This window comes from Pseudonocardia alaniniphila (genome assembly GCF_022524485.1).
Classification (GTDB): domain Bacteria; phylum Actinomycetota; class Actinomycetes; order Mycobacteriales; family Pseudonocardiaceae; genus Pseudonocardia; species Pseudonocardia alaniniphila.
The window spans coordinates 119,916-146,369 of the sequence record NZ_JAKXMK010000004.1 but is presented as its reverse complement, the minus strand read 5'-3'; the positions used below and the strand labels follow the sequence as shown (position 1 = coordinate 146,369).

The 26,454-nt window shown below is 68.5% G+C and carries 21 protein-coding genes and 2 pseudogenes; 8 read left to right on the top strand and 15 right to left on the bottom strand.

Annotated features, from left to right (window positions below):
- The first annotated feature begins 163 nt into the window (after positions 1 to 163).
- Positions 164 to 1,417: an NAD(P)/FAD-dependent oxidoreductase gene (locus tag MMF94_RS05455; protein WP_241035158.1), complete on the top strand. Its 1,254-nt coding sequence runs from the start codon at positions 164 to 166 to the stop codon at positions 1,415 to 1,417.
- Here MMF94_RS05455 and MMF94_RS05450 read toward each other — a convergent pair.
- Entirely contained in the window at positions 1,414 to 3,030 is a 1,617-nt protein-coding gene (locus MMF94_RS05450) for a PucR family transcriptional regulator (RefSeq protein WP_241035157.1), read from the bottom strand. The genes MMF94_RS05455 and MMF94_RS05450 overlap by 4 nt on opposite strands.
- A gap of 129 nt (positions 3,031 to 3,159) precedes the next feature.
- Between MMF94_RS05450 and ald the strand changes: the two genes are divergently transcribed.
- Both ald and MMF94_RS05440 read left to right on the top strand, forming a co-directional pair.
- The gene (ald, locus tag MMF94_RS05445; RefSeq protein ID WP_241035156.1) at positions 3,160 to 4,272 is read left to right on the top strand and encodes an alanine dehydrogenase; all 1,113 of its coding nucleotides are present in this window, start codon (positions 3,160 to 3,162) and stop codon (positions 4,270 to 4,272) included.
- Between the two features lie 45 nt (positions 4,273 to 4,317).
- Positions 4,318 to 5,709, top strand: coding sequence for an aspartate aminotransferase family protein (locus MMF94_RS05440; RefSeq protein ID WP_241035155.1), 1,392 nt, complete (start codon positions 4,318 to 4,320; stop codon positions 5,707 to 5,709).
- A gap of 165 nt (positions 5,710 to 5,874) precedes the next feature.
- Here MMF94_RS05440 and MMF94_RS05435 read toward each other — a convergent pair whose 3' ends face one another.
- Positions 5,875 to 6,129, bottom strand: coding sequence for a hypothetical protein (locus tag MMF94_RS05435; RefSeq protein ID WP_241035394.1), 255 nt, complete (start codon positions 6,127 to 6,129; stop codon positions 5,875 to 5,877).
- Here MMF94_RS05435 and MMF94_RS05430 point away from each other — a divergent pair.
- Positions 6,014 to 7,564 carry an APC family permease gene (locus MMF94_RS05430; RefSeq protein WP_241035154.1) on the top strand — a complete coding sequence of 517 codons (1,551 nt, stop codon included), beginning with the start codon at positions 6,014 to 6,016 and terminating at the stop codon, positions 7,562 to 7,564. The two genes, MMF94_RS05435 and MMF94_RS05430, sit on opposite strands and share 116 nt — an antisense overlap.
- A 377-nt stretch (positions 7,565 to 7,941) precedes the next feature.
- Positions 7,942 to 10,071 (top strand): DEAD/DEAH box helicase, encoded by a 2,130-nt coding sequence (locus MMF94_RS05425; RefSeq protein WP_241035153.1) that lies wholly within the window; start codon positions 7,942 to 7,944, stop codon positions 10,069 to 10,071.
- A 37-nt stretch (positions 10,072 to 10,108) separates the two neighbouring features.
- On the opposite strand, the gene MMF94_RS05420 is transcribed toward MMF94_RS05425, so the two are convergent.
- The 3 genes from MMF94_RS05420 to MMF94_RS43680 all read right to left on the bottom strand — a co-directional run bounded on the left by MMF94_RS05420 (position 10,109) and on the right by MMF94_RS43680 (position 14,387).
- On the bottom strand, positions 10,109 to 11,686 hold the full coding sequence (locus MMF94_RS05420; RefSeq protein WP_241035152.1) for a gamma-glutamyltransferase family protein: 1,578 nt from the start codon (positions 11,684 to 11,686) through the stop codon (positions 10,109 to 10,111).
- Between the two features lie 353 nt (positions 11,687 to 12,039).
- Positions 12,040 to 12,720 (bottom strand): YoaK family protein, encoded by a 681-nt coding sequence (locus tag MMF94_RS05415; RefSeq protein WP_241035151.1) that lies wholly within the window; start codon positions 12,718 to 12,720, stop codon positions 12,040 to 12,042.
- An 11-nt stretch (positions 12,721 to 12,731) separates the two neighbouring features.
- Positions 12,732 to 14,387 (bottom strand): amidohydrolase family protein, encoded by a 1,656-nt coding sequence (locus MMF94_RS43680; RefSeq protein ID WP_379660265.1) that lies wholly within the window; start codon positions 14,385 to 14,387, stop codon positions 12,732 to 12,734.
- A gap of 294 nt (positions 14,388 to 14,681) precedes the next feature.
- Here MMF94_RS43680 and MMF94_RS43675 point away from each other — a divergent pair.
- A pseudogene (locus MMF94_RS43675) lies at positions 14,682 to 15,389 on the top strand (SDR family NAD(P)-dependent oxidoreductase); the annotation flags it as partial.
- A gap of 175 nt (positions 15,390 to 15,564) precedes the next feature.
- Here the strand turns inward: MMF94_RS43675 and MMF94_RS05405 are convergent.
- The 3 genes from MMF94_RS05405 to MMF94_RS05395 all read right to left on the bottom strand — a co-directional run bounded on the left by MMF94_RS05405 (position 15,565) and on the right by MMF94_RS05395 (position 19,986).
- On the bottom strand, positions 15,565 to 16,929 hold the full coding sequence (locus MMF94_RS05405; RefSeq protein ID WP_241035149.1) for an FAD-dependent monooxygenase: 1,365 nt from the start codon (positions 16,927 to 16,929) through the stop codon (positions 15,565 to 15,567).
- Between the two features lie 181 nt (positions 16,930 to 17,110).
- Positions 17,111 to 18,298, bottom strand: coding sequence for a branched-chain amino acid ABC transporter substrate-binding protein (locus MMF94_RS05400; protein WP_241035148.1), 1,188 nt, complete (start codon positions 18,296 to 18,298; stop codon positions 17,111 to 17,113).
- Between the two features lie 557 nt (positions 18,299 to 18,855).
- Positions 18,856 to 19,986 carry an alpha-hydroxy acid oxidase gene (locus tag MMF94_RS05395; RefSeq protein WP_241035147.1) on the bottom strand — a complete coding sequence of 377 codons (1,131 nt, stop codon included), beginning with the start codon at positions 19,984 to 19,986 and terminating at the stop codon, positions 18,856 to 18,858.
- 243 nt (positions 19,987 to 20,229) lie between these two features.
- Here MMF94_RS05395 and MMF94_RS05390 point away from each other — a divergent pair, with 243 nt between their 5' ends.
- On the top strand, positions 20,230 to 21,003 hold the full coding sequence (locus tag MMF94_RS05390) for an IclR family transcriptional regulator (RefSeq protein WP_241035146.1): 774 nt from the start codon (positions 20,230 to 20,232) through the stop codon (positions 21,001 to 21,003).
- Between the two features lie 130 nt (positions 21,004 to 21,133).
- Here the strand turns inward: MMF94_RS05390 and MMF94_RS05385 are convergent, their stop codons facing one another.
- The 5 genes from MMF94_RS05385 to MMF94_RS05365 form a co-directional block, all read right to left on the bottom strand.
- Complete coding sequence (locus tag MMF94_RS05385; protein ID WP_241035145.1) at positions 21,134 to 22,171, bottom strand: LLM class flavin-dependent oxidoreductase; 1,038 nt, start codon at positions 22,169 to 22,171, stop codon at positions 21,134 to 21,136.
- A gap of 86 nt (positions 22,172 to 22,257) precedes the next feature.
- Positions 22,258 to 22,464, bottom strand: coding sequence for an alpha/beta fold hydrolase (locus tag MMF94_RS05380; RefSeq protein ID WP_241035144.1), 207 nt, complete (start codon positions 22,462 to 22,464; stop codon positions 22,258 to 22,260).
- Positions 22,461 to 22,670 (bottom strand): hypothetical protein, encoded by a 210-nt coding sequence (locus tag MMF94_RS05375; protein ID WP_241035143.1) that lies wholly within the window; start codon positions 22,668 to 22,670, stop codon positions 22,461 to 22,463. Before MMF94_RS05375 ends, MMF94_RS05380 begins: the two co-directional genes overlap by 4 nt.
- A 303-nt stretch (positions 22,671 to 22,973) precedes the next feature.
- Positions 22,974 to 23,735, bottom strand: coding sequence for a helix-turn-helix domain-containing protein (locus MMF94_RS05370; protein ID WP_277398653.1), 762 nt, complete (start codon positions 23,733 to 23,735; stop codon positions 22,974 to 22,976).
- Between the two features lie 166 nt (positions 23,736 to 23,901).
- The gene (locus tag MMF94_RS05365; RefSeq protein WP_277398662.1) at positions 23,902 to 24,378 is read right to left on the bottom strand and encodes an SDR family NAD(P)-dependent oxidoreductase; all 477 of its coding nucleotides are present in this window, start codon (positions 24,376 to 24,378) and stop codon (positions 23,902 to 23,904) included.
- 69 nt (positions 24,379 to 24,447) lie between these two features.
- Between MMF94_RS05365 and MMF94_RS05360 the strand changes: the two are divergent.
- A pseudogene (locus tag MMF94_RS05360) lies at positions 24,448 to 24,702 on the top strand (TetR-like C-terminal domain-containing protein); the annotation flags it as partial.
- A gap of 1 nt (position 24,703) precedes the next feature.
- Here MMF94_RS05360 and MMF94_RS05355 read toward each other — a convergent pair.
- Together MMF94_RS05355 and MMF94_RS05350 are read right to left on the bottom strand one after the other, a co-directional pair.
- A complete protein-coding gene (locus MMF94_RS05355) occupies positions 24,704 to 24,979 on the bottom strand; it encodes a biotin/lipoyl-binding carrier protein (RefSeq protein WP_241035140.1) in 276 nt (91 codons plus the stop codon).
- The gene (locus MMF94_RS05350; RefSeq protein ID WP_241035139.1) at positions 24,976 to 26,403 is read right to left on the bottom strand and encodes an acyl-CoA carboxylase subunit beta; all 1,428 of its coding nucleotides are present in this window, start codon (positions 26,401 to 26,403) and stop codon (positions 24,976 to 24,978) included. The genes MMF94_RS05355 and MMF94_RS05350 overlap by 4 nt, the downstream gene beginning before the upstream one ends.
- Positions 26,404 to 26,454 lie beyond the last annotated feature (51 nt).

Here is a 26,454-nt window from a genome sequence, read left to right as displayed (position 1 = left end):
GATTACCGGAGCAGCGTTCACAATCTCTTTAAATGGGGCGATCCGCACTTCGGAAGGAATCACGATGGGTCCGGTTTCGTCCGACCGCCGGCATGCCGTGGTCATCGGTGCGTCGATCGGCGGCCTGTGTGCAGCGGGAGTGCTCAGCGAGAGTTTCGACCGCGTGACGGTCCTCGACCGGGACGAGTTGCCCGAGGAGCCGGCCGCGCGGCGCGGCGTACCGCAGAGCCGACAGCTGCATGCTTTGCTCGCCAGAGGCCGGGCGGTGTTGGAGGACCTATTTCCCGGCACGAACGAGCGTCTGATCGCGTCCGGCGCATTGGAGATGGACCTCCAGTCGGATCTCCATTGGTATCTCGACGGCCGCCTGCTTCGTCCGGAACCGTCCGGCTTGATCGGGCTGGCGGTGAGCCGCCCCGTCGTGGAGGCCGTCATCCGCTCCCAGGTTGCCGACATGGCCGAGGTGACGATCATGGACGGCTGCGACGTGACAGGCCTGACGAGCTCGTCCGACAGGGGCCGGATCAGCGGAGTGCGGATCCGGACTCGCGCCGATGGGCGGAACTCTTCGGTACTGGATGCCGACCTCGTCGTGGACGCCGCCGGCCGGGGTGCTCACACGTCAGCGTGGCTTCAGGAGCTGGGCTATCAGCCGGCGCCGGAGGAGTCGGTTCGTATCGAGCTTGCCTACCTGTCACGTTTCTACCGGCGTGAGGCCCACCACCTCGGCGGGCGCATCGGTACGGCGATTGCTCCCTATCCCGGGCAGAACCGAAGCGGGTTCGTCAACGCGCAGGAGGGTGACCGGTTCATGGTCACCCTGAGCAGCTGCGGAGGTGGGGAGTTGCCCACTCGGGACGCAGCGATGGCCGAGTACGCCGACAGCCTCGTTGCTCCGGACGTCGCCGAGATCATTCGCACGGCTACCCCGCTGACCGAGCCGGTCCTGATGCGCTACCCCGCAAGTGTCCGACGGCGCTACGAATTGCTGGATCGGTTCCCGGAGGGCTATCTCGTCATCGCCGACGCTCTCTGCAGCTTCAACCCGATCTACGGCCAGGGCATGACGGTGGCCGCACTGGAGGCGCGCCTGCTGCAACGCCTGCTGCAGGAGGATCACGACGATCTCTCCCGACGGTTCTTCACGGCAGTCTCAGAGTTGCTCGACACTCCCTGGAGCCTGATCATGAGCGGCGATCTGCGCTTCCCGTTCGTCGAAGGTGAGCGAAGCGAAGGCCTGCTGGCAATGGGCGAGTACCTCGACCGGTACCGGGCGGCCGCAACGCACGACGCCACGCTCGCGACTGCGCTGATCCGAGTGATGAACATGGTCGACGAACCTGCCCGCCTGATGGCTCCCGATCTGGAAGCAAGGGTGCGCGACGCGGCAAGGGCGGTTCCGGCGTCCGACGTCTAGCGCGCCGGCTGCGCGGGACTCGACGGCAACTGCCGGCTGTCGTCCTGGCGGTACGCGATCAGGGCGACGTGCACGCTGGTCCGCTCTTCGGAGTCGGACAGGTTCGACTGCAGCAGCCGCTCGAGCGAGCGGACGCGGGCATACGCGGCTGTGCGGCCGAGATGGACTCTTCGCGCAAAAGGAACCATCACCCCGTTCTCCTGCAGATATGCCTCCAGGAGGTGGAGGGTCTCCTCCCGCTTGTCACTTCGGAGTGCCAGGACCGGCCCGAGGCGGCTCTCGATGAACGAGTGCAGCCGCGAGTCGTCGCGGATCTGCCAGAGCAGGCTGCGGATTCCGAGATCGCGTGCGCGGACGACACCAGGCCGCGTCGTGCCCGGCACGGCGGGAGCAACCGTGGCGACATGCTCGGCCTCGGTCAGCGACATCGGGAGATCACGCCAACTCTGTGCGGGCTGTCCGGCCGCAAGTGCCGCCACCAGGCCATCACCGAGCTTCTCCACCAGCCGTTCCGGAAGGCGCTGTGCGGATTCCGGTAACGGGCAGTCGAACAACACGGCGACCATCTGCGGCCGAACCCTGCCGACCAGGGCGGATCGCTGGACCGCCTTCGCCGCTTTCGTCACCCCGTCGACCAGATCGCGGTCGGGGTCGTCGTCCGCTCCGGGGCCGCGGGCCATCACGACGGCGATCGGGCCGCTCGTGGCGAACCCCAGCGCCCGAGCGCGCGCTCGGACGACGACGGGGTCGGCGGCGTGCCCACTCAGCACGTCCTGGATCAGCTTGGCAGCGGCGGCGCCCTCCGTTCCCTCGGCCGTGTTCGCGACCAGATGTGTGATGGTCACCGCCTCAGCTGCCCGTTCGAGCACGAACCGCACGTCATCGAAGTGGGCCCGGCCGATCCGCGTCGGCACGACCAGCCGGCCCCAACGCCGCCGGCGCGGGCCGACCGGCGTACTGATCCACTGTTCGGGGCCGCCGTAGGTCGTCTCCGGGCCGACGGGAACCTGACGGGAGCGCGAGGACCAATCGCGCAGGATGTCCTCGGCCGGAACGTCCCCGTCGAAGGCGATGACCCGGTGCGCGAGGTCCTCCAGGACGACCGGTCGCGAGATCAGGTCCACACAACGCCCGAGGATCTCCTCGGCCGACGCTCCTTCGACCCCGAGCGTGCCGAGGGCGCGGTGGGCGCGGTGAGAGAAGCTGAGCCGCTCGAACTGTGCGTTCACGACCTGGGCGTGCACCGTCTCCGTGATCTCGACGAACCGCACCGGGGCGTGCAGCTCGATCACGGGGAACCCGTGTGCGCGGGCGGCCTGGACGAGGGCGTCGGGGAGGCGTTCGACGTGCCGCCCGAGCTCGACCGCCAAACCGGCGGCACCGCTGTCGCGCAGCGAGTCGACGTAGGCGGCGAGGTCGGTGCCCGGCTCGGCCAGAACGATGCCGATCGACAGGATGAGCTCCCCGCCGCTGAGCGTCCCGGCAACGTTGGCGAGCTCGCTGACATGCACCCACCGCACCTCGGTGTCGAGCGCGTCGGAACCGGACCGGACCTTCGGGATCCCTCGCGCGACAGCCGGCAATTCGAGGACGTCCCTCAATGTGAGCGGCACCGGGCCACGGTAGCTCCGGCAGGCAATCTGTTCGTCGAGAACCGCGGTTGCGAACACTCTGCCGGTCGTCGCGCCGCAATGCGGATCACAGGATGAGCGGGCCAACAACTCCCAACGGAGAGGCCTGACATGCTGGTCGGAGTCCCGCGAGAGATCAAGAACCGCGAATTCCGCGTCGCGCTCACCCCGAGTGGCGTCGCCGAGCTCGTCTCAGCAGGCCACGAGGTCATCGTCGAGCATGCGGCCGGACTCGGCGCGCGCATGCCCGACTCCGATTACCTCGCGGCCGGCGCGAAGATCGTCGACGCTGCGGTCGAGGTGTGGGAACGAGCCGACCTCGTTCTCAAGGTCAAGGAGCCCGTCGCAGCCGAGTACGAGCTCCTGCGTGACGGGCAGACGTTGTTCACGTACCTCCACCTCGCAGCCTCTCAGGAATGCACCGACGCGTTGTTGCGTAAGAACGTCACCGCTATCGCCTACGAGACCGTTTCGGCACCAGACGGGACACTGCCACTGCTCGCCCCCATGAGCGAGGTCGCCGGTCGACTCGCCCCGCAGGTCGGCGCCGAGGCCCAGCGTGCCGGGCAGGGCGGCGGCATGCTGCTGGGCGGCGTGCCCGGTGTCGCGCCGGCCCACGTCGTCGTCATCGGCGGCGGTGTGTCCGGCACTGCGGCGATCGAGATCGCGCTCGGTCTCCGCGCCGAGGTCACGGTGCTCGACCGCAACCTGGCCCGGCTGCGGGAGCTCGACCGGGTCTTCGGCGGCCGAGTGCGGACGATCGCCTCGGGCGCCCTCGAGATCGAGCGCGCCGTGCTCGACGCCGATCTGGTCATCGGAGCCGTTCTGGTCGCCGGAGCCAAGGCTCCGAAGCTGGTCAGCAACACGCTCGTCAGCCTCATGAAGGCCGGTGCCGTGCTGGTCGACATCGCCATCGATCAGGGCGGGTGCTTCGAGGACTCGCGGCCGACGACGCATGAGGACCCGACCTACCAGGTGCACGACACCGTCTTCTACTGCGTCGCCAACATGCCGGGCTCGGTGCCGCGCACCTCGACCCTGGCGTTGACCAACGCGACCCTGCCGTACGTGCTGGCGCTGGCCAACGCGGGCTGGCAGGACGCGTTGCGCCGCGACGCGCATCTGGCCAACGGCCTGAACACCTGGCGTGGGCACGTCACGCACGGTCCGGTGGCGCAGGCCCACGGGATGGCGTGGGTCGGCATGGACGAAGTACTCGGCTGACAAGCCAGGAAAGCGGACGCAATCGACCCTCACATGGAGGTGAAAATGACCATGACGGAGCCGTCGCCCGCCGGCACCGCGACATGGATGTCGGAGATCGCGGCGCGACATCTGTGGATGCACTTCACGCACATGGGCAAGCACCCCGCACAGCCGGTTCCGGTGATCACCCGCGGCAACGGCGTGAACATCTACGACGAGAACGGCCGGCGCATCCTCGACGGCATCTCCGGCCTGTTCGTCGTCCAGGCCGGCCACGGCCGTCGCGAGCTCGCCCGGGTCGCGAGCAGCCAGGCCGAGACCCTCGCCTTCTTCCCGGTGTGGGGCTTCGCGACGCCACCGGCGGCGGAGCTGGCCGAACGGCTGGCGACGCTGGCCCCGGCCGACCTGAACCGGGTGTTCTTCACCACCGGCGGCGGTGAGGCGGTCGAATCGGCGTGGAAGGCCGCCAAGCAGTATTTCACGTTGATCGGCAAGCCGGCGAAGCACAAGGTCATCAGCCGGGCCACGGCCTATCACGGCGCGCCGCAGGGGGCGCTGGCGATCACCGGGATCCCGAAGATGAAGCAGGATTTCGAGCCGCTGACGCCGGGCGCATTCCGCGCACCCAACACCAACGCCTATCGCAACCCGCAGTTCGACGGCGACCCGGAGGCGTTCGGGCGCTGGGCCGCGGACCGCATCGAGGAGGCGATCCTGTTCGAAGGCCCGGAGGCCGTCGCCGCGGTGTTCGTCGAGCCGGTGCAGAACTCCGGTGGCTGCTTCACGCCGCCGCCCGGCTACTTCGCCCGGGTCCGCGAGATCTGCGACCGGCACGACGTGCTTCTGGTGTCCGACGAGGTCATCTGCAGCTTCGGACGGCACGGCACGACCTTCGCCTGCGAGAAGTTCGGATACCTGCCCGACATCATCACCTGTGCGAAGGGGATGACGTCCGGCTACAGCCCGATCGGGGCGATGATCGCGAGTGAGCGGGTCATGGAGCCGTTCTTGAGGCCGTCGGTGAGCTTCCTGCACGGCTCCACCTTCGGCGGCCACCCCGTGTCGGCGGCGGTCGCCCTCGCGAACCTGGATCTGATGCAACGCGAGCGGCTCAACGAGCGGGTCCTACAGCACGAGCAGGCCTTCGGCGACACCATGAGGAAGCTGCTCGACCTCCCGATCGTCGGCGACGTCCGGGGCGACGGGTACTTCTGGGCGGTCGAGCTCGTCAAGGACAAGGCGACGCGCGAGACGTTCGACGCCGACGAACGGGAGCGTCTGGTACGTGGCTTCCTCCCGACAGCCCTGCTGGACAACGGCCTGTACTGCCGGGCCGATGACCGAGGAGACGTCGTCGTCCAGGTCGCGCCACCGCTGATCTGCGGTCAGCCCGAGTTCGACGAGATCGAACAGATACTCCGGCAGACGTTCATCGACGCCGCAGAGATCGTCTGACGAGCAGACCCGACCTTCGACCGCTGAAGCTCGCGGGATCGCCACGGCGTCCAACCGCCGGCAGTTGTGGAGCAGACCCGTCGTAGGCATGGGCTGCATCGTCGCGAGCATCGGATGTCCGCGGTGGTCCGCACTGCGTGGAGAACCCGAGCCTGGTGATTCCGATCAAGACACGACCAGCCGTGACGAATTGGGCTCGGCCATCGTCACACAAATGGAGGGTTTCACCGTGACCGACATCTCTGCCGGACGCGTGAGCGCGCCTGCGTCCAGTTTGCGACGCGCGGTTGGCCCGCTCGCGTTGATGCTTGTTTCATTGGGCTCGATTATCGGATCGGGGTGGTTGTTGGGGGAGTTGACCGCGTCGAGCGCAGCCGGCGGGGCGTCGGTGTTGTCGTGGGTGTTGGCGGGCGCGGTCATGGTGCTGCTCGCCTTGGTGCATGCCGAACTGGCGGCGACATATCCGTTCACGGGGGGCACGGCGCGCTATCCGCGGATCGCGTTCGGGGCACTGGCCGGATTCACCGCCGGGTGGGTGGGCTGGTTGGCGACGGCCACAACGTCGCCGATCGAGGTGGAAGCGGCGCTGTCGTATCTCGGCCATCTCTGGCCCGGGTTGGTGAACGCCTCGGGAGAGTTGACCGGACAAGGCCTGGTGATCGCGGTGGTGTTGATGGCGGTGTTCACGGTGGTGAACGTCCTGGGTGTGCGGTGGTTGGCCGAGTCCAACCGGGTCGTCATGCTGTGGAAGATCGCGGTGCCGGTGGCGACGGTGATCGTGCTTCTGGTGGTGTCGTTCCACCCTAGCAACTTCACCGCAGGCGGGTTCGCACCGTTCGGCGCGCACGGCGTGTTCGCGGCGCTGCCGTTGGGGGTGATCTTCGCGTTGACGGGCTTCGAGCAGGCCGTGCAGTTGGGCGGTGAGTCGCGCAATCCCCAGCGGGACCTGCCACGGGCGGTGATCGGCGCGGTGTTGATCGGCACGGTGATCTACCTCGGGCTGGAGATCGCGTTCATCGGTTCGTTGAACCCGGCGAACCTCCTCGGCGGCTGGGCGGCACCGGTGGGCAAGGGCGACTTCGGCCCGTACGCCACGATCGCCACCACGCTGGGTCTGGGCTGGCTCACGGTGATCCTCTACACCGATGCGTTCCTCTCCCCGTCCGGCGCCGGACTTGTCTACGTCGGTACCTCGGCCCGGCTGTCCTACGCGATGGGCTACTCCGGGCAGGTGCCCCGCTCGGTGGCCCGGATCAGCAAACGTGGGGTGCCGTGGGTGTCGCTGCTGATCTCATTCGTGGTGGGCATCATCTGCTTCCTGCCCTTCCCCAGTTGGCAGGGCTTCGTCGGCCTGGTCACCTCCGCTGTGGTGTTGATGTACGGCTTCGCCCCGGTCACCCTGATGGCACTGCGCCGTAGCGACCCGGACCGCGAGCGGCCCTACCGGCTCAAAGGCGCCGCCGTGATCGCGCCACTGGCGTTCGTCGCCGCCAGCGAGATCATCTACTGGACGGCCTGGCCCACAGTGGAGAAGTTGCTGATCCTCGTGGCCGCAGGGCTGGTGATCTTCGGGCTGTACCACGCCTTCGGCCCCCACACCGACCGCCGACAGCCGCTGGACGCGCGCTCGATGCTGTGGATCCTGCCCTGGTTCATCGGCCTGGGCATGATCTCCTACCTGGGCCAGTACGGCGGCATCGGCCTCATCCCGCCGTGGGTCGACCTGGGCGTGGTCGCCGTGTTCGCCCTCGCCGTGTTCCACGTCGGCGAACGGCTCGCCCTGCCGCCGCAGCGGGTGGCCGAACAGCTCCTCATCGAGGCAACCGAAGCCGCCGCGGAGACGGCAACCCGGTAGGCCGACGCGGCGGCCGCTGCACGAGCGCCGGCACCCGTACAAGATCAGGCGCGTCGCTTTCGATCTTGGTGGTCGTCGGTGCGGTACCCTCGGCCACGCACACCGTTCACCCCCGCCATGCGAGCGGGTCCGGCGCCGGAGCACCGTCCAGCTCCGCTCGCGCGGCGACCCGTATGGCCTGCGCCTCTGCGCGGTGGGTGCAACAGGCGTCGGCTGCCGATCGTTAACCTGTCCCGCGGCGTCGATCTCCAGCACATCCGTGGGCCCGGGCCGCGTCTCGGATGAGCCGCTTCGGCCCTTGCCACGCAACGCCGAACCGCAGCCTGTGCAGGGCGCACCGCCACCGCGCGTGTGCCGGGCACCAGAAGGAGGAATTAGTGGTCCGACGAGGCCGGCCCCAGACCAGGGCTCGCCGTACAACCCCGCGCGACCGTCGCCGCGTCCGAGGCCGCGGCGACATCAACTCGGTGCTCGCCCGCGCCGTCCAGGAGATCGAAGCAGCCCTCCGGAGTGGCCGGGTCACCCCGGCGACGCGCACGAAGTTCCAGGCCGTCGCGCTGTTGCTGCGCGATGAGCGGGCCCGGGTCCAGGCGGAGAACGGCAGCGACTCGCACCGGGCCGAGCAGCTCAAGCGCCTCGACGGCATCGCGACGATCCTCGCGAAGAGCGCCGTCCGTGATTCCGGGCTCCTGATGCTTCTCGCCGAGGACGCCGTCGTCTCCGACGAGGCCCGGTCGCTCAAGCGGGACCTGCTGAGGACCGCGGGCATCGAGTCGGGCGCCGACGAGCTCCCGTCGGTGGAGCCCCCCGCCGTCACCGAGCACCGGGCGGTGCCGCGGTCGGTCATCTCGCGGCAACTGGCCAACCCCTTCCTCGCCCCCGACGTCTCCGCCGCCCGGCCGAGCGCACCTCGTCCCACCCGGCTGGCCGCGTGGGAGCTGATCGGCCCGCTGCTCAGCTCGTTCGAGCGGGCCGGCAGCACAGCCGCGACGTCCATGGCCCTCCCCGCGCCGACCTCGCGGTACACGCCGCGCGGCCTGGAGCTGATGCCGCACCAGGCTGGGCTGGTCGCCGCGGCCGCGGCCGGTCACCGGACCTTCCTGCTCGCCGACGAGCCGGGGCTCGGCAAGACCGCCCAGGCGCTGCTCGCCGCGGAGGCCTCGAACGCCTACCCGTTGCTCGTCGTCGTGCCGAACGTCGTCAAGACGAACTGGGCGCGCGAGGCCGGGATGTGGACACCCCACCGCTCGGCCACCGTGATCCACGGCAACGGTGACTCGATCGACGGATTTGCCGACATCGTCGTGGTCAACTACGAGGTGCTCGACCGCCACGTCGGGTGGCTCGGCGACTTCGGCCTGCGCGGCATGGTCGTCGACGAGGCCCACTTCATCAAGAACAAGTCCTCCCAGCGCTCGCGGCACGTCCTGGCGCTCTCCGACCGCATCCGGTCCTTCACCGCGCGACCCCTGCTGATGGCCCTCACCGGCACCCCGCTGATCAACGACATCGAGGATTTCCGGGCGATCTGGCAGTTCCTCGGCTGGATCGACGAGACGAAGCCGCGCGCCACGCTGATGAACGCACTCGACGACACCGGCCTGACGCCGGCCGACCCGGGGTTCTACGGCGCGGCCCGCCAGGCCGTCGTCGATCTCGGCATCGTCCGTCGCCGCAAGGTCGACGTGGCCGCCGACATCCCCGCGCGGCGCATCGCCGACCTCCCCGTCGAGCTGGACGGGCCGGCGGGTCGATCGATCCGAGCGGCCGAGCGCGAACTCGCTCGCCGGATGGTGGCGCGGTACGAGGACGCACTGGCCGGGCGTCGGTCCGGTGCCGTCGTCCAGGGCATCGACCACGACCTCGTGCGCCAGGTGGCCAGGTGGGAGCAGAAGGACGCGACCACCTCGACGACCGGCGAGAACGTCTTCAGCATGATGCGCCGCATCGGCCGGGCGAAAGCCGGTCTCGCCGCCGACTACGCGGCCCAGCTCGCGCGGAGCGCGGGCAAGGTGGTCTTCTTCGCCAAGCACGTCGACGTGATGGACCTCGCCGAGGAGACGTTCACCGAGCAGGGCGTCCGCTTCTCGTCGATCCGCGGCGACCAGACGCCCGCGTCGCGGCAGCAGAACATCGACGCCTTCGTCCACGACCCCGACGTGGCCATCGCGGTTTGCTCGCTGACCGCAGCCGGCGTGGGCATCAACCTCCAGGTCGCTTCCGACCTCGTGCTCGCCGAGCTCTCCTGGACCTCCGCGGAACAGACCCAGGCCATCGACCGCAGCCACCGCATCGGCCAGGCGCAGCCCGTCACCGCGTGGCGCATCATCGCCGCGCAGACGATCGACGCCCGGATCGCCGAGCTGATCGACAGCAAGGCCGGCCTCGCCGCCCAGGCGCTCGACGGCTCGGAGGAAGAGGTCGGGTCGTCGGCCGACGTGCAGCACGAGGCACTGGTCACGTTGCTGACGGAGGCGCTGTCGGCGGTCCCGACGCCTGCCGAGTGAGAGTGCCGCTTAAAGAGGGCCGTGAGCAGGGCCTACATCATCGGGGTGGCAGCTCGACCTCTCCGCCCGAGCCGTCGCACCGGGGATCGCTCACCGCGTCGAAACGGCCGTCGTCACCGACCTTGATCAGGTTGGCATGGCCGAGCCGCTCGTCGTGCTGGGGAAGCACCTTCGGGACGAATCCTCGATCGATCAACGAGCTCGTGGCTGGGGCGGGCAGGTCGCTCTCCACGTAGACCGTCGTGTTCGTGTCCTCGGGGCCCTGCATCCCGACGATCCATCGGGGCGCGTCGACCGCGGCGGCCGGCGAGTCCCCCGCCATGGAACGCAGGAGCAGCTGGGCGTGGATCTGCGGGTGCCCGTGCCCACCCTTGGTGGAGCTGATCCACCTGATGTCCTCACCCTCGGTGACCATGACGGGCATGAGGGTGTGGCGCGGCCGCTTGCCGGGAGCCACGACGTTGGGCGAGAGCGGATCCAGGGAGAAGGACCGACCCCGGTTCTGCATGAGAATGCCGGTCGTCGACTCCAGCACCCCGGACCCGAACGCGTCGTAGACGCTCTGCAGCAGCGAGACCGCGTACCCATCCGTGTCGATCGTGGAGATGCCGACGGTGTCGCCTCCGACGCGCGCCCCCTCCGACGGCCGATGAGTCGCGGCCGGATCACGATCGATCAGCGCACCGGCATCCACCGTGGCGAATCTCGGGTCGGCCAGCAGGAGATCACGAACCGCGTTGGCGTGCTCGAAGATCTCGGCGAGCGCGCCGGCCTGCTCGCCGAGGACGTCCTGCGGGTCGCCGATCTGCTGAAGCCGTTTCAGCGCCCGCAACAGCATGAACCCCTGCGTGTTGGGTGGGCTGGTGATGACCTCGTACTGGCGGAAGGGCGCCGCGAGGGGTGCCACCAGCTCGGGTCGGAAGCCGTCGAGATCATCGACGGTCATCACGCAGCCCTGTTGCGCGAGGCCGTCGATCAGGCGCCGGCCCACGCCCCCGCCGTAGAGCGCTTCCGGGCCCTCGGCCTGCAGTTCCACCAGCGACTGCGCGAGCGCGGGCTGACGGAAGACGTCACCCTCTCGCAAGGGCGATCCGCCGGGGAGGAACACATCGCGGCAGCCGGGATCCTGTGACAGGACATCGTGCCTCGTGGTGATGGCCGCGGCGAGCGACCGGCCGACCGGGGCACCGTCGGACGCCAGGTGGACGGCGATATCGAAGTGTGCCGACCACGGCAGCCGGGCCCCGAAGGATCGGAGCGCCTCCCAGCCACGAACCGCCCCCGGCACGGTGACCGTGTCGATGCCGCGGAACGGGATGGCCGCACCGTGAACCGCCCGCAACCGCTCCGCCGACTGGGCCGCCGGCGCCCAGCCCGTCGCGTTCACACAGTGGATCGCCCCGCCGGGAGTGCGCACGAGCGCCACCGCGTCGCCACCCAGCGCCGTCTGGTTCGGATAGACCACGTCCAGCACCACGGCCGCGGCAATGGCGGCGTCGATGGCGTTGCCCCCCGCGCGGAAGGCGTCCTCCCCCGCCTCGGTGGCGAGATGGTGCGGGCTTGCGATCGATCCACGTCGGCGTGACGTATCGGTCGGGGCCGTGCGAGGCGTCATGGTTCTACTTCCGATCTCATCGTGAATCACCTGCGCGCGTTCTCAGCATAACGAGAGAAGTGCGAGTTCTTCGAAGTGAGATTCAGTACTATGCGGCACTCGGGAGCCCGTGAACGCATCAGCCATTCCGGCGCATTACGACGGAATCGGACCACACGGCTCGCCGATTCGTCGAAAGGCCGCGCAGCAGAGCCAGGACGGTGTCGCTGACCGGGGTGGAGACGGGCTGGGTGGCACCGACACCACCACCCCACCGACTACGACGCCGACACCCACGACCCGCCCGACCTCGTCGCCACGCGGGAACCGGCAGCAGGCCGGGTGGCGTAGCCCTGACGCGATCGTCCTGCCGCTCAACGGCGTGTGATCACCAATGCGCAGGATAGGGCGACAAGAGCGGTGGCGACGCCTACGCAGAGTGTGACCAGCCGTTGCTCGATCAGGAATGCCCCGAGTAGGGCGCCGCCGAGCATGGCAGCAATGGACAGCCCCCGAATCCCGACCTTGCTGTCCGTGCCGCCGGCTACCCGACCGTCAGCGGCGATGCCGGTGACGGCCATCGTGAGCACGGTAGTGGTGAGATTGGGTACCGCGAGCTTGCGAACCCCGGCGTTCTGCACTCCCATGGCCGTCGCGAGCAGCACGATCAGCCCGTAACGATGGACCGTCGGGTCGGTCGTCGGCAGGAGCGTGACCAGTATTGCGACGAGCAGTAGCACCACCTCGACGCCGGTGAACGCGACGAAAAGCCTGGTCCGTTGGGTGAGGCGATGGCCCAACTGCCCGCCGATGATCGATCCGACCATGAACGCGGCCAGCGCGACGAGCGAGGCGACGACCGAGAAGTTCGCAGCGTCGACCAGAGCGAACGCGATGAACACGATGTTTCCGGTCATGTTGGCCACGAACACCCGGTCCAGTTCGAGGTAGCTCAGCGCGTCGACCATTCCGGTGGCTACCGTGAGCGTGACCAGGGCCGGGATCAATGGATTACCCGGACCGAGTCCGGGGCGAGACGGAGTGGTGTCGGCCATCGGCGCGGTGTCTAGCGTGGTGAGGCCAGGAGCTTGCCGGCCCGTTCGGCGAGGGACCGGCCGCGGCTTCCGGCTTCGGCGATCAGTTCGCGCACGTCGTCCGCACTGAACCTGGTGAATTCTCCGTTTTCCAGAAGAATCTGCCCGTCGACCAGGACGTGTTTGGCGTCAGTGCCACGGGCCGCGTGAACGAAGGTCGACAACGGCCGGTGATTGATGGCGGTGTGCACGCCGGAAATGTCGAACACCGCGATGTCGGCACGAGCCCCCTCCGCGATACAACCGAGCTGATCACCGGCTCCGAGCGCGGCTGCTCCGGCGGCGGTGCCCATGTGCACCACTTGTTCCGGCGTCAGGGCCGAGGGGTCACCATGCACCTGGTTCTGCAGCAGCCGGGTGAGCTTGACCTGTTCCAACATGTCGTTGGTGAGGTCAACCATCGGACCATCGGTACCGAGCGCGACCTTCACCCCGTTGTCGACCATCCGCTTGATCGGGGCGATGCCGCCACCTCGGCTCGCCTCCGAGCTCGGAGTATGAGAGACGGTGCTGCCGGACTCCGCGATGAGGTCGAGATCCTTGCCTTGGGGGTGGATGGTGTGCGCGAGGATCCATCGGTGATCGAGGACTCCGAGTCCCTGCAGAAATTCCAGATCGGTACGGCCCATTTGCAGAACCCAGCGCAGGTAGCCGCGCTCGCGGGAGAGGGTCCCGCCCGCGATGTGTGAGCTGACGAAGGTGTCGAACTCACGGGCCAGCGCGTGGCCGCCCTGGATCATCTTTTCGGTCGACGTCCCTGCGGCGATCCAGTGAGAGGTCGCTTCCAGGACGAAACCGACCCGAACGAGCCCGTTGCCACGGCCGTTCCACCGCTCGTAGGCAGCTCGGGCCCGCTCATACTCCGAAGCAACGTCATTCGGGCGGATCGCTTTGGCGAAGTATTGACGCATGCCGGTCTCCAGCACCGGCTCCAAGATCGCGTCGTCGGCCTCGTCGCCGGTTTCGGAGACGAGGTGGTTGACCGAGGTCGTCGTGCCGGTCCGGATCATGTCAAGGCAGGCCAGTCGGCTGGCAACGCGCAGATCGCCGTTGTTCAGTTCGGACTCGAGGGGAAAGAGGCAATCCTGCACCCAGTCCTCGAGAACCATCCCATCGCCGAGGCCTTTGCCGAGGAGATACCAGTCGTGCTGATGCGTGTTGATCATTCCGGGCACGACGAGGCACCCGGTGGCGTCGAGAGTCTTGTCGACGTGAGCAACCGCGATCTCACCCCGCGGCGCGAGCGTCTCGATGGACGGCCCGTCGATCAGTAGGTCTCCTCCGTCGAGCAGTTCCGGTTTGCCTTCTGCCAAGATTCGACCACCACTCACGAGGATCTTCACGCGTACCTCCCATAATTTGGGTTGAATGCCTGGGCGTGCGAGCACCGGACCAGGAGCAGGGGTGGATATGTGTTGCGAATGCGCTGGAGAAAAAGCGCATCGCGAACGGTGGCGGACGCCGACGATGATCGTGACGTGCCGTATCGGTGCCGGCGACCACACACGGACCCAATGCTGATGTCGCAGAATACTGCCCGCCAATAACCCCTGAGAGGCATTTGGCCGAGGCACTTGTGCGACGACGTTGCTCGACCACGTGCCCAGTGCGCTCGCTTCCAACTCCATCCGAACCTCCGGCTTCGTCCCAGTGGGCACTGCCGGCGATACCACGAGGACCACCCAGGGCGATCTCCATACCGTTGCTATGCTCAGACTCGTTCGAGTGGCTCGCCGCGAAGATGCGTTGTTTCTGATTGCTCTGTTTTGTCGAGCCGCACCTGCCTTCGTCCTGCGGAGCGTCCACGGACCGACATGCACCTGACTGCCGCGGTCGAGCGAGCCGCCGGAACCGCAGATCAGTGACGTGACGAAGGCGGGCGCCCGCTCCCGCCCGTTGACTGACAGCGTGAAGGAGTCGTCGTGCTGGAATCGGAACAGACCAGGCACGCGCACAGCTTCGCCCGGTACTCCGATCTCTCCGAGAGCGCGTTCGTGGTGTTCGGCACCGGCGCCGGCGTGGGCCAGAGCGTCGTCCGCGGGCTCGCCGTGAACGACGTCCGGGTGGTGTGTGTGGATCTCAGCCAGGAAGCGGCCGAACAGGCCGCCTCGCTCGCCGGCAGCGACATCGCGATCCGAGCGGACTTGCGGGAACCGGATGCCGTCCGGACGGTGCTTCACCGCGCCACCCGGGAAGTCGGACCGCTGCGTGGTGTCGTCGACGTCGTCGGGATGCTCCGCCCCGGGACGATCGCCGACACCGACGACGCCACCTGGCGATGGCACTTCGACGTGGTGTTCGAACACGCGCGGCGCCTGGCTCGCGAGGCGGCCCACCTGCTCGGCCATGGCGGCTGCCTGACCTATGTGGCTTCGGCTGCCGGTATGGCGGGCGTGCGCAACAACGCCGCCTACGCCGCCGCCAAAGCGGCTCAGATCTCGTTGATTCGCAGCGCCGCAGCGGAATTCGGACCTGCGGGCGTGCGCGTCAACGGAGTGGCGCCCGGGATGATCGCCAACCAGCGCATGCTCGAGTTCCTCGCCGACGTCGACGGACTGACGAAGGCCAGTGCGGTGATCCCGATGGGTCGCCTCGTCGAGCCCGATGAGGTCGCGGACGCGGTGCTCTACCTCAGCAGTGCCGCTGCCTCGATCGTGACGGGCCAAGTCCTCGTGCTCGACGGCGGCGTCCAGCACATGGCCCTACCCGGATCTTTGACGCACGTTCGGTCTCCGCGCCGCGCCGAAGCGGACGTTCCCCGACTCGGTCAGGGCGGATCGTTCTCCAGGTTGACAGGCTGGGCAGCTACACCAGGTGGAATACCTGATCCCGGCTCTCATCGATCTGGATTCCACGCCCACGATCCGGCCGCTGTGCATCGTAATCGTGGATCCACACGAGATGATCGTCGGCCTCGCGCAGCGCGGTGTTGCGGGTGGTGGCGGCGGGGCCGTCGGGCAGGTGCAGGATCGAGGGCTTGTCGAGTGAGCTGCGTTGGATGAGGTCGGCGCGGGCGCGGCGGGCGTGCTGGTAGCGCTCGATCGCCACCGCGTACTCACCAGGCGGGGTGTCGGCGAGCGCGTCGGCGAGGACGATGGCGTCCTCGATGGTCTGGTTGGCGCCCTGGCCGTGGTAGGGCAGCATCGTGTGTGCGGCATCGCCGATCAGCACAGCGCGACCGCGGGCCCACGTGCTCAGCGGGGGCTGGGTGAACAGCGCCCACCGGTCACCCTGCTCGGTGGCTGTCAGTAGCTGCAGCAGGCCGGCTGACCAGCCCGCGAAGTGCTCGGCCAGCTCCCCTGGAGCGGCCGGAAGGGTGCCGCCCTGGGCAGGCCAGTCGCCCGGCCCGTCGACCACCGCCAGGTAGTTGACCATTCCGCGCGTCGGGTAGTGCAGCACGCTTTTGCCCGGGCCCATCCAGGCCTGCAGGGCGTGCGGGTCGGGCAGGTCCGGCACCGCGCTCATGGGGACGAGGCCGCGGAACCCACTGACACCGGAGTAGCGCGGCCCGGCCTCGTCGGTGATGGAGCCGCGGACCACCGAATGCAGCCCGTCCGCGCCCACGACCAGGTCGGCGTCGTGGTGCCTGCCGTCAGTGAACTCCACACGGATCCCGTCCGGGCTCTCGACCAGGTGCCGCACCCCCCGGCCCAGGTGCAGGTGCTCCCCGCCGACGGCGCGGCTCAGGATCTGTTGCAAGGCGGCGCGGCGCATGCACAGAAACCCGGCGCCGAACCGGACCCGGTACTGCGCCCCGATCGGCCGCGCGGCGATCCGCTCGCCGGTGCGCCAGTCCCGGTAGATCACCTCGGTCGGCTCCACCGACACCCGCTCCAGCTCGTCGCCCAGCCCGAGCCGGGCCAGCAACCGCACGGAGTTCGCGGTCAGCGAGATCGCTGCACCCACCTCGGCCAGAACCGCCGTCCGCTCGAACACCTCAGCGACGATGCCGTGCCGGCGCAACGCCACGGCAAGGGTCAGTCCGCCTGTTCCCCCACCCACGACCGCGACCCGGAGCTTGCTCAGATCATTGCGTCCATTTTCCGTACGCATCGAATTTCGAGGCGCCGAGTCGAGAACCGAGGTTCGATCCAGCTTCTGCTTCCGCAGCCGATCCTCTCGGCCGTGGGCGGGGTCCAGGCGCGCGTTGCCGTTCTGCTCAGCTTCCATGTACCGAGGGTGCATTTCGACTCACCGGGCAGCAATGAGCGCTACACCTACCAGCGCCACTGGTAACGGCCGCTTGTGAGAACAACATTCTTCTCGCCGGAAACCGGAGATACGTCCGACTTCAGCGGGGCCGGCATCACGATCGCCGCACGGATCCACCCCGCGGGTCGCGGTGCGAGCGTCAGTGTACGGGTGCCCCGCCGTCGAAGGTGCCGGTCTCCACTGGCACGAAGTCGCCGCCCCGCACCGTGTAGACGGTGAGCACCTTGTTGGTGGTGTCGCCGAACTGGTCGAACGACACGTGACCGGCGGCGCCCTCGAGATTCGTCTGCTGAATCGCGTGGATCAACTCCTGCCGACGGGAACTGGTGAAATCGCCCCTGCTGACGACCTTCGCCAACGCATCGATCACCACGTTGGCCGAGTCGTAGGACAACGGCCCGTAGACGGTCGCCGGTTCCGTGTAGGCCGCCGCGTACTGATCCAGGAACGACTTCGCGCTGGGCAGGCTCTGCGCCGGGGCGCCGATGCTGGTGGCCAGGTCGCTTTGCCGGCCGCCGAGAGCGATGAACTGCTTGTCGTTGATGGCGTCACCGCCCATCACCGGGATCGACAGCCCGGCATCGGCCAGCTGCTTCGACAACGGCCCGGCCACGGGGAACTCGCCGCCGTAGAACACCGCATCCGGGTTCGCCGAGCGAATCCTGGTGATCACACTGGAGAACTCGGTGTCGTGCTCGCCCACCCTTTCCCGAGCAACCACGTCGGCGCCCAGTTGCTGGGCTTCGGCCACAAAGGTCTGTGTCAACCCGGCTCCGTAGGCCTTGCCGTCGTCGATCACCGCAATCCGCTTCTTGCCCGCTTCCTGCACCAGGTACCGCGCAGCGAACGGACCCTGCAGCAGATCCGTCGTCGCCAACCGGAAGTACGTCGGGAACTGCCGCTTCGGCGCGGCGGCGTCCGGACCCACCGTCAACGCCGGGTTGGTGTTCGCCGGTGACACCTGCGCGATGCCCTCCCGCGCCAGGATCGGAGCAACCGTCTGCGCCGTCGACGAGTTGAGCGTCCCCAAAACCGCAGCGACCTGCGGATTCGACGCGAGCGTCGTGGCCGCCTGAGCCGCCACCTGCGGAACCTCCTGGTCATCCTCCGGCTGGAACACCAGCCGATACCCCGGCACCGCGCAATGCTCGTTCGCCTGCCGGATCGCCAGGTCCGCCGAGTTCCTCATACCCAGCCCGACCGCCGACACGCCACCCGACAGCGGCACGATCATGCCGATGACCAGCGGCCCTTTGCTGGTATCGCACGACGACCCGGCAGCCCCGTCGCTCGACTGGTTCGTACCGCATGCCGCAAGCAGCAGCACACCGGCCAGGGCTGCCGCGGCCCAGATGAACACACGCTCTCGAATCACATTCATTATCTCCTCCTCTCGGACCAGGCCGGCGACCGCACCGAGATTCCGACCACTTCTGCCCGACGATCATCTGCTCGGGGTGCCGGATGGCGCCGCCCGGACAACCGCTGCGCCGCGACCGCGCATCATCGAGGAATCTTGACCGGGGCAGCCGCAACAGCAGAGTCCGCGGTGGTCTCCAACAGCAGCGGTGCGGCACCGATTGCGCCTCGACCACCCTCGACGCGCGGGAGCGGAGACCGGGATCGGTCGAATCGATGACCACGGGATCGGACAGCAACGTCGTGACCCCGGGCAGCGCGATGGCCATTTATCGCATCGTCGTCCGAAGCTCGATGCAACAGTTCGTTGTGGTCAATGAGAATATCTCAGCTTTTCGACGAGCGGAAGGTTGGCGGCGATGTGCGCCTATTGCTCTCAACACCCTCGCTCGCGCTAATGACTAGTGGTCGGCCCCGCGACGTCGAGCCGCCTGGCGAGGGGGTGAACCGAGAGTCTGCACGGCGTCAATGCCGCCGACACGCGTTGATCGAGAGCACGGAAGGTTCGAGGACGGCCACATCGCCGGCGCCGAGCAGGGTCAGCGTGGTCAGCATCTCCGCACGGAGCAACTGATGCACCTGGCGTACGCCGGACTCACCGTCGGCGGCCAGCCCGTAGGCGACGAGTCGCCCGAGCACCACCACGTCGGCGCCCAGCGCGAGAGCGATCACGATGTCGCTACCCCGCCGGATACCGCTGTCGAACGCGACCGGCACCCGTCCCGCGACGGCAGAAACCACCTCGGGCAACTGGTTGAGTGCCGCAGGTACGCCGTCGAGCTGACGGCCACCATGATTGGAGACGAGCACCGCATCGGCCCCGGCCTCGAGCGCAGCACACGCATCAGCTCCGGTGAGCACTCCCTTTGCGATCCACGGCAGGGGCGTCTTGTCCATCAGCTCCCCGAGCTGCCCCCAGCCCCACCCCGCCGTGGATCGATAGAACAGCTGTTTGAAGATGGTCTCCGAAGCGGCTGAACCGTCAGCCGGGTAGTTACCAGAGGCTGCGCGGAAATTACGGTCGAATCGGTTCATGAGGTCGCGTTCGCGCCGCCCGGCGATCGGGAAGTCAACGGTGACACAGATTGCCTGGTATCCGGCGTTCTCGATTCGATGCAGCATCCCGACGAAATGCTCGGCGGAACCCATCGGGTGGATCTGCGCGATACGGGCCGCGTCGGGCGCAGCCTCGGCAACGACCTCGAACGAGTAGGTTCCCGCCTCCGGCACGATACTCGCGACGCCCTCAGCGGCATTCGCTCGTGCCACCGCACACTGCCCCCGAGGATGGAACAAACCGTCGGCGCCGAACGGCGCAGTGAGAACGGGAATTGCGAGCGGTATGCCGAGAAAGCTGGTTGCCAGCTCGGGCTTTCCGTAGCCGGTCATCACCCGCGGGACGAAGTTCCAATTACGGAAGGCCGTTCGGTTGTCCCGCAGGGTCCGCTCCTCACCCGCGCCGCCCTCCAGAAAATCCAGGATGTCCGTCGGCAGTACGCCGCGTGCGACCCCTATGATCTCGGTCAAGGTCGCAAAGGAGTCCAGGTCCTCCTCCCGGAGCGGCAAGCGCGCGGCGGTAGAGGTCGAGTTGATCATGCCTACCTTCACTTTCCCAATATCCTGATTTCGCGAGGCCGGGAGCTCGACGGCGCCGGCGATCTCGGCAAAATTCGTGAAGCGCCTATCGAAACCCGATGGCGACGAATCCTGCGGCGCCGCCGTTTCACCGGGACGCGGCGGCCGGCCGGCTCCGCGGACGAGGCCGGCGGTAAGCCACAGACCGTCTCGTCATACGGCGATGTTAAGACCGGTCCGCTGACAGGGACGTACGATTCTGAGGTGAAGAACAAGCCGACGTACAGCATCGACTCCGTCGATCATGCACTGCGGCTGGCAGGCCTGTTACAGCAGGAAGGCCCGCTCCGAGTCGCGGACGCGGCCGAGCGGCTCGGAGTAGCGCGCTCCACCGCACACCGGCTGCTTGCGATGCTCGTCTACCGGGACTTCGCCGAGCAGAATGCCGATCGGCGCTACGTCGCCGGTTCCGTTCTGCGTCATCTACCCGGCGTCGAACCGATTGCCCAGCTGCGCTCCATCGCACTCCCCCATCTGCAGCGACTCGTCGACCAGACGGGCGAGACGGCGAACCTGATGGTGCTTCTCGGCAAATATGTGCGATTCGTCGCAACAATCGAATGCAGCCACATTCTGCGGGTGGGCGACCGCGAGGGCCGCATGGTCCCGGCATACCTCGCGTCCGGCGGGCCCGCGCTCCTTGCCAGGCGCAGCGATGCGGAGATCGACGCGCTGTACGCCGACGATCGCGAGATCGACCTCGCCGCGCTGCGACGGACCCTGCGCCAGACCCGGAAACAGGGATTCTCCATCAACGACCAGGCCACCGAGGCCGGCATGACCGCGATAGGACACGCGATCAACGGGCCATCGCGGCCCGCCATCGCCGCGCTGTCGCTCGCGATGCCGACCGTTCGCTATGCGCGGCCCCGGCTCCCGGAGTGGGTGGCGGCCCTGCGCGGGACAGTGCGCAAGATCGAACAGGACCTCGACACCACCGACGGGTGGGGGCACCCCACGACCCCCACCCAGGCGTGACCGAGCTGACGGAACATGACCTCTTGCCCGAACCTGCCCAGGCAGCCGGCAGCTCCAGCCGGCCGAGCACTGGTGCACCCCGTAATCGAACGCCACGCGCGATGGCTCGCGGCTGCGGTGGAAGTCGCCATCAGCCCCGCAGCGCGGGTATGACCTCGTTCTGCATCGTCGTCCGACTCAGAGCGACGTCGTCGAGGTCGGCGACCTCCTTGCTGAGGGCGGGGAGCACGACGATCCGGTCGAGGCCCAGCCCCTCCAGCCCGATGGCCCGCTCGACGCACTGATCGGGCGTGCCCGCGATGCCGAAGGCATCGGCGAAGCCCTGGCTCAGCACGTTGCGGTGGGCGGCTGCGCCCGCGCCGTGGTCTTTCATGTCGTAGCCGGCCGCCAGCCGCTCGAGCTCGGCCTTCGACGCGTCGTCGACCGGCACCGCCGGCCGGCCGTGCATGACTGAGAACCGGGCCAGTGTGGCCACGCCCACCGCGTTGAGGGACCGGGCCACGTCGGCGTCGGGATGGGTGACGAACGGGATGTAGCAGCCGAATGAGAGCTCGTCCGGGTCGAGACCGGCCTCGGTCCGCGCCTTCCGAGCGATGTCGACGGCCCAGCTGAGTCGCTCGGGATCGGCACCCAGCGCGAAGGTGAGCCGCTCGGCCTTGACCGCCGCCATTCTGATGACCTTCGGGCCGGTCGCGACCACGTCGACCGGCACCTTGGGCAGCGTCGGATCCAACCACAGGAGACCGCTCTCCGCGGGGCTGCCGGCCAGGTGCAGGTCGTCGACCGGGCGGATGCCCTCCTCGGCGGCCGCCTCGAACGTCACCAGCTCGCCCCGCAGATAGGCCTGGACCCGGTCCAGGAACCGCTCGAAGTAGGCCGGCGACGCCGGGGCGTAGCCGAGATGTGCCAGCGAGGAGTCACCCCGGCCGACGCCGAGGACTGCCCGGCCACCGGATACCGCCTGCACCGATGCGATCGCCGACGCGGTGATCGCGGCGTGGCGGGTGTACGGGTTGGTCACGCCGGTGCCGATCTGCACGGTGGACGTGGCCGCGGCGGCCACTGCCAGCATGACGTAGGTATCGGCCAGGAGGCCCTGGCTGTCGGGCACCAACAGGCCGTCCCAACCCCCTAGCTCGACCTGGACCGCGCGTTCGGCGATCGTCACGGGGTCAGCTTGTATGCCTGTCCAAAACTCCAATGGTCACCCTCTCTGCGCGTAAATCGCACCGATCACCGTTGCGGCATCTTCCGTCAGAGGCTGAGCTCTTCCCGGATCAGTCCGGCCAGTTCGGTCGGCCGGGAAAGGAACGGCGAGTGCGAGGACTGAATTCGCCGCACCCGTTCGGCACGCTTCGCCATCGTTTCCTGGACGGATGGTGGGAGCGCGGAATCCGCCTCACAGATGAGGTAGGTGCTGGGGTGGTGGCGCCAGGCCGCTTCTGTCAACGGCTGCGTCACCGCGACGAGGGACTGGAAGCGAAGCTGTGCGACGGACTGCTGCGCGAGGTCCGGATCCAGGTCACCGCAGCGGCGTCGTCGTCGAGATTGCCGAGAACAGCCGGATCACTGCCGGTGGACGGCAACGCGACGGTATGCACATCGACGTCCGGAAGCTGCTCGATCAGCCGCTGCCAGGCCCAGGGACCATGCCATGCGCCGTGCACGAGAAGAAGCGCAGGAAACGGGGGCATGCGAATCTCCACATCGGAATGAATCACGAATCAGCGGGCAACTTCGCCGCATGGCCCAGCCTCATCATCAGACCAAAACGAAGAAGGGCGCGAACGGGATCTACCGCAATCCGGATACCCACGGTGCGCGATCAGGCCTGGCGAGCCAACCGGTGTCGACCGCGATCGCCGCCAACTCGGGATCGGCGGTTGCAGTCATGTCATCCCATCTGAGAAGTCGCTGTATCGAGCCCAGTCGACCACACCGGGATCTCAGCTCGACACGACGATTCCGGCTCAGCCTGGAGACGTTTTCGGCGGCTCGGTTCCGGGCGTGGGTCCGAAGTGGAGGTGCTCGCGCCGCCAGCCACCTGGCGTCATCCCGAACTGCCGCCGGAACGCCCTCTCGAACGTCCTGAGGTTGAGGAACCCGACGGCAGCCCCGACATCCGATATCCCGACCCCGGCGTATCTCGGGTCGGACAGCATCGCCCGGGCCGCGAGCAGCCGCTGCTCGCGCAGGTACGCACCAGGCGTCGTCCCGATCCGTTCGAACAGGGTCTGCGCATGGCGAACCGACACATGGTGCCGCCGCGCCAATTCCTCGGCGTGCAGCCGCGGGTCGGCCAGGTGGTCGCGCACGTGCGTCAGCATCATGTCGAGCAGGACATGCGCCGGGCCGCCGTCGCCCGGTAAGGCGGGGGTGACGTCCCGAAGCGCCATTGCGAGCAGATCGATCGCGGCATGCCCGGCGTCGAGTCGCTGCGACGCCGTGAGGTCGTCCGCGAGGTCGAACAGTCGATCCAGGTATCCGGACAGCATCTGCATGGCCGGCGCGGCCGGGTCCATGCTGCGTGCACAGCCTTCGGTGATCTCGGCCGTGCGGAGCGGGAGAAGGTCACGGGAGAAATGCAGCGTCAGGCTCCGGCTCTCGCCCGATGAGAGCAGCTCCCACGCGCTGCGCGCCTCGTAGAACACCCCTGAGCCGGCTGTCAGCTCGGCGAAGCGGTCGTGCTGACGGACATGGCTCCGACCCGCCACATGCACACAGAAGAGCACCCCGTCGTCTCCCGGCGTCTTCGCAGCCGGTCGGTCCGAAACGTCCGATGAGATCCTCCGGAGTAGGCCCGGGATACCGTGACGGCTTCGCCTATTTCCTGCAGCGCCATCCGCCCGCGGAAGCCGGGAGGAGTCTGCGTGATAACCGGAATGAAGCTCTGGCGGGCTAATTGTTCCAGCCCCTCGCCCGAGTACTCATAGATTTGCACGGCCCGAGGCTAGCCCTGGACATCAGCCCCGCTGAGGCATCGGGCCGCCGGGTCGAAACGCACTTGCCAGGAGGCCAGGTGCCAGCCACCAATCGAGCCGAGTACGCGGTGAGCCCCGGACCACCCTTCACCGCGGCCAGCGAGGCCGTGAAGACGACCACGCCGCCACCCGCTGCTTTCAGGTGGGGCGTCACATACTTGGCGCCCAGGAAACAGTGCCGCGGATTGACCCGAAACAGCACGTCCCACTCGTCGGCGCTGAACTCCGTCACGGGGCCCGAACGCTGCAGTCCCGCGTTGAAGAAGGCCACATCGACACCGGAAAGACGCTCGACACTCGTCTCGATCAACCCGGCCACCGACTCCTCGTCGGCGGCATCGGTGTGCACGAAGGATGCCTCACCACCCTTGCCGGTGCGCCCACTTTCACATATTTCGGTATGCTAAATGTGTCTCGCGCAGCTTAGCAATTAGTGAGCGGCTTCATGACTGCCTAAAGGCCCGCCGCCCGGCTCCGGCTCGACCCGCCGACGGCGGCCGCCAGCGCGGGTGGCAGGCACGCGGAGATGGCGCGGGCGATCCTGCGCGGCTACGACCTCGCGGCACCGGATCAGACCGCCGCGGTCCGGCTGCTCGGCAGCGTCGTCCACGGCTACGTCAGCCTGGAGATGGGCGGCGGGTTCAGCCACAGCGCCCCCGACACCCAGGAGATCTGGCCCCGGATCCTCGACGCCCTCCTGCGGAACTGGCCCGCGTGACTCAGTCAGCGCTGAGCAGTACCAGGAGGTCACCAGGCTGAACCGCCGCGCCGACGGCGACGGCGACCTCCGCCACCGAGCCGGCCCGCCCGGCCAGTACGGGGATCTCCATCTTCATCGACTCCAGCAGCACGAGCTCCTCGCCCTCCGCCACCCGCTGACCGGCCACCACGCGCACCTCGAGCACCCGCGCCACGAGGTCGGCCTCGGCCCGGAGACCGCTGCCCCCTGGTCCCTCGCCGCGCTCGGTCCGCGCTGCGCTCGCGAGCTCGCTCACAGCGGGATGTTCCCGTGCCGCCCGGAGCGGACGGCGGCGCCGCGGATCACCGCCGCGATCATCGAACGGGTACGGCAGGGCTCGATCACCTCGTCGACGGCACCGATCTCCATCGCGCGTCGCACACCACCTGCTTCCTGCACCTGACGGGCGACGAGCTCGGCGAGCAGCGTCGCCCGCACCCGGTCGGGAGCCGCCGCCAGCGCCTTGCGGTGCAGCACCTTGACCGCGGCCTCCGCTCCCATCACGGCCACCTCGGCCTGCGGCCAGGCGTAGACGGCCGTGGCGCCGAGCGCCCGGGAGTTCATCGCGATGTACGCCCCTCCGAACGCCTTGCGCAGCACCACCGTCACGCGGGGGACCGTGGCCTCCGCGAACGCGTGCAACAGCTTGGCCCCGCGCCGCACCACCCCGTTCCACTCCTGGTCGACACCCGGCAGGTACCCCGGGACGTCGACGAGCACGACGAGCGGGACGCCGAACGCGTCGCACATGCGCACGAAGCGGGCCGCCTTCTCCGCGCTCGCCGAGTCCAGGCACCCGCCCTTGCGCAGCGGGTTGTTGGCCACCACCCCGACGGTGCGGCCCTCGATGCGACCCAGCCCGACGACCACGCTGGTCGCCCAGGTCGCCTGGAACTCCTCGAACCCGGCCGGGTCGTCCGGGGCGTCGAGCAGGTCACGGATGATCGGATGCACGTCGTAGGCGCGCTGGGCACGAGCGGGGAGGTGCGCGCCCGGGTCGCGATCCGGGTCGCTGGGCACGGCCCGGGCCCGCTCGGGCCTCCGGACGAACGAGACGATCCGCCGGGCGCGGTCGATCGCGTCCGCCTCCGAGGTGGCGAGGATGTGCGCCACGCCCGACCGCGGGCCGTGTGCCTCCGGCCCGCCGAGGCTGGTCATGTCGACCTGCTCGCCGGTGACGCTGCGGACGACCTCGGGCCCGGTCACGAAGATCCGGCCCTGCTCGGCGAGCACCACGACGTCGGTCAGAGCCGGTCCGTAGGCCGCGGCACCGGCGGCGGGACCGAGCACGACCGAGAGCTGCAGGACCCGGCCCGACGCCCGCGTCATCGCGGCGAACATCTCCCCCGCGCCGTGGAGCGAGTGCACACCCGCCGCCAGCTGCGCGCCGCCGGAGTGCCACAGGCCGACGACCGGGCAGCCGCGCTCCACCGCGGTGTCCGTCGCACCGACGATGACGCGGGCCCCGCCCAGGCCCAGCGCCCCGCCCTTGATCGTCGCGTCGCAGCAGAAGGCGACCACCGGCCGCCCGTCGATGTGGCCGTGGACGGCCAGCACCCCGTCGTCCTCGGTGATCAGGGAGATCGACCCGGTGTCGAGCAGGGCCTGCAGCCGGGCGGCCGGCCGCAGATGGTTGCGGTCCGGCTCGACCGTGATCGGGACATCGCTCGTGACGGCCATTCCTACCCCCAGCTGGTTCGTGTCGGACCGAGCGTGCGGGGCCGGGTGCCC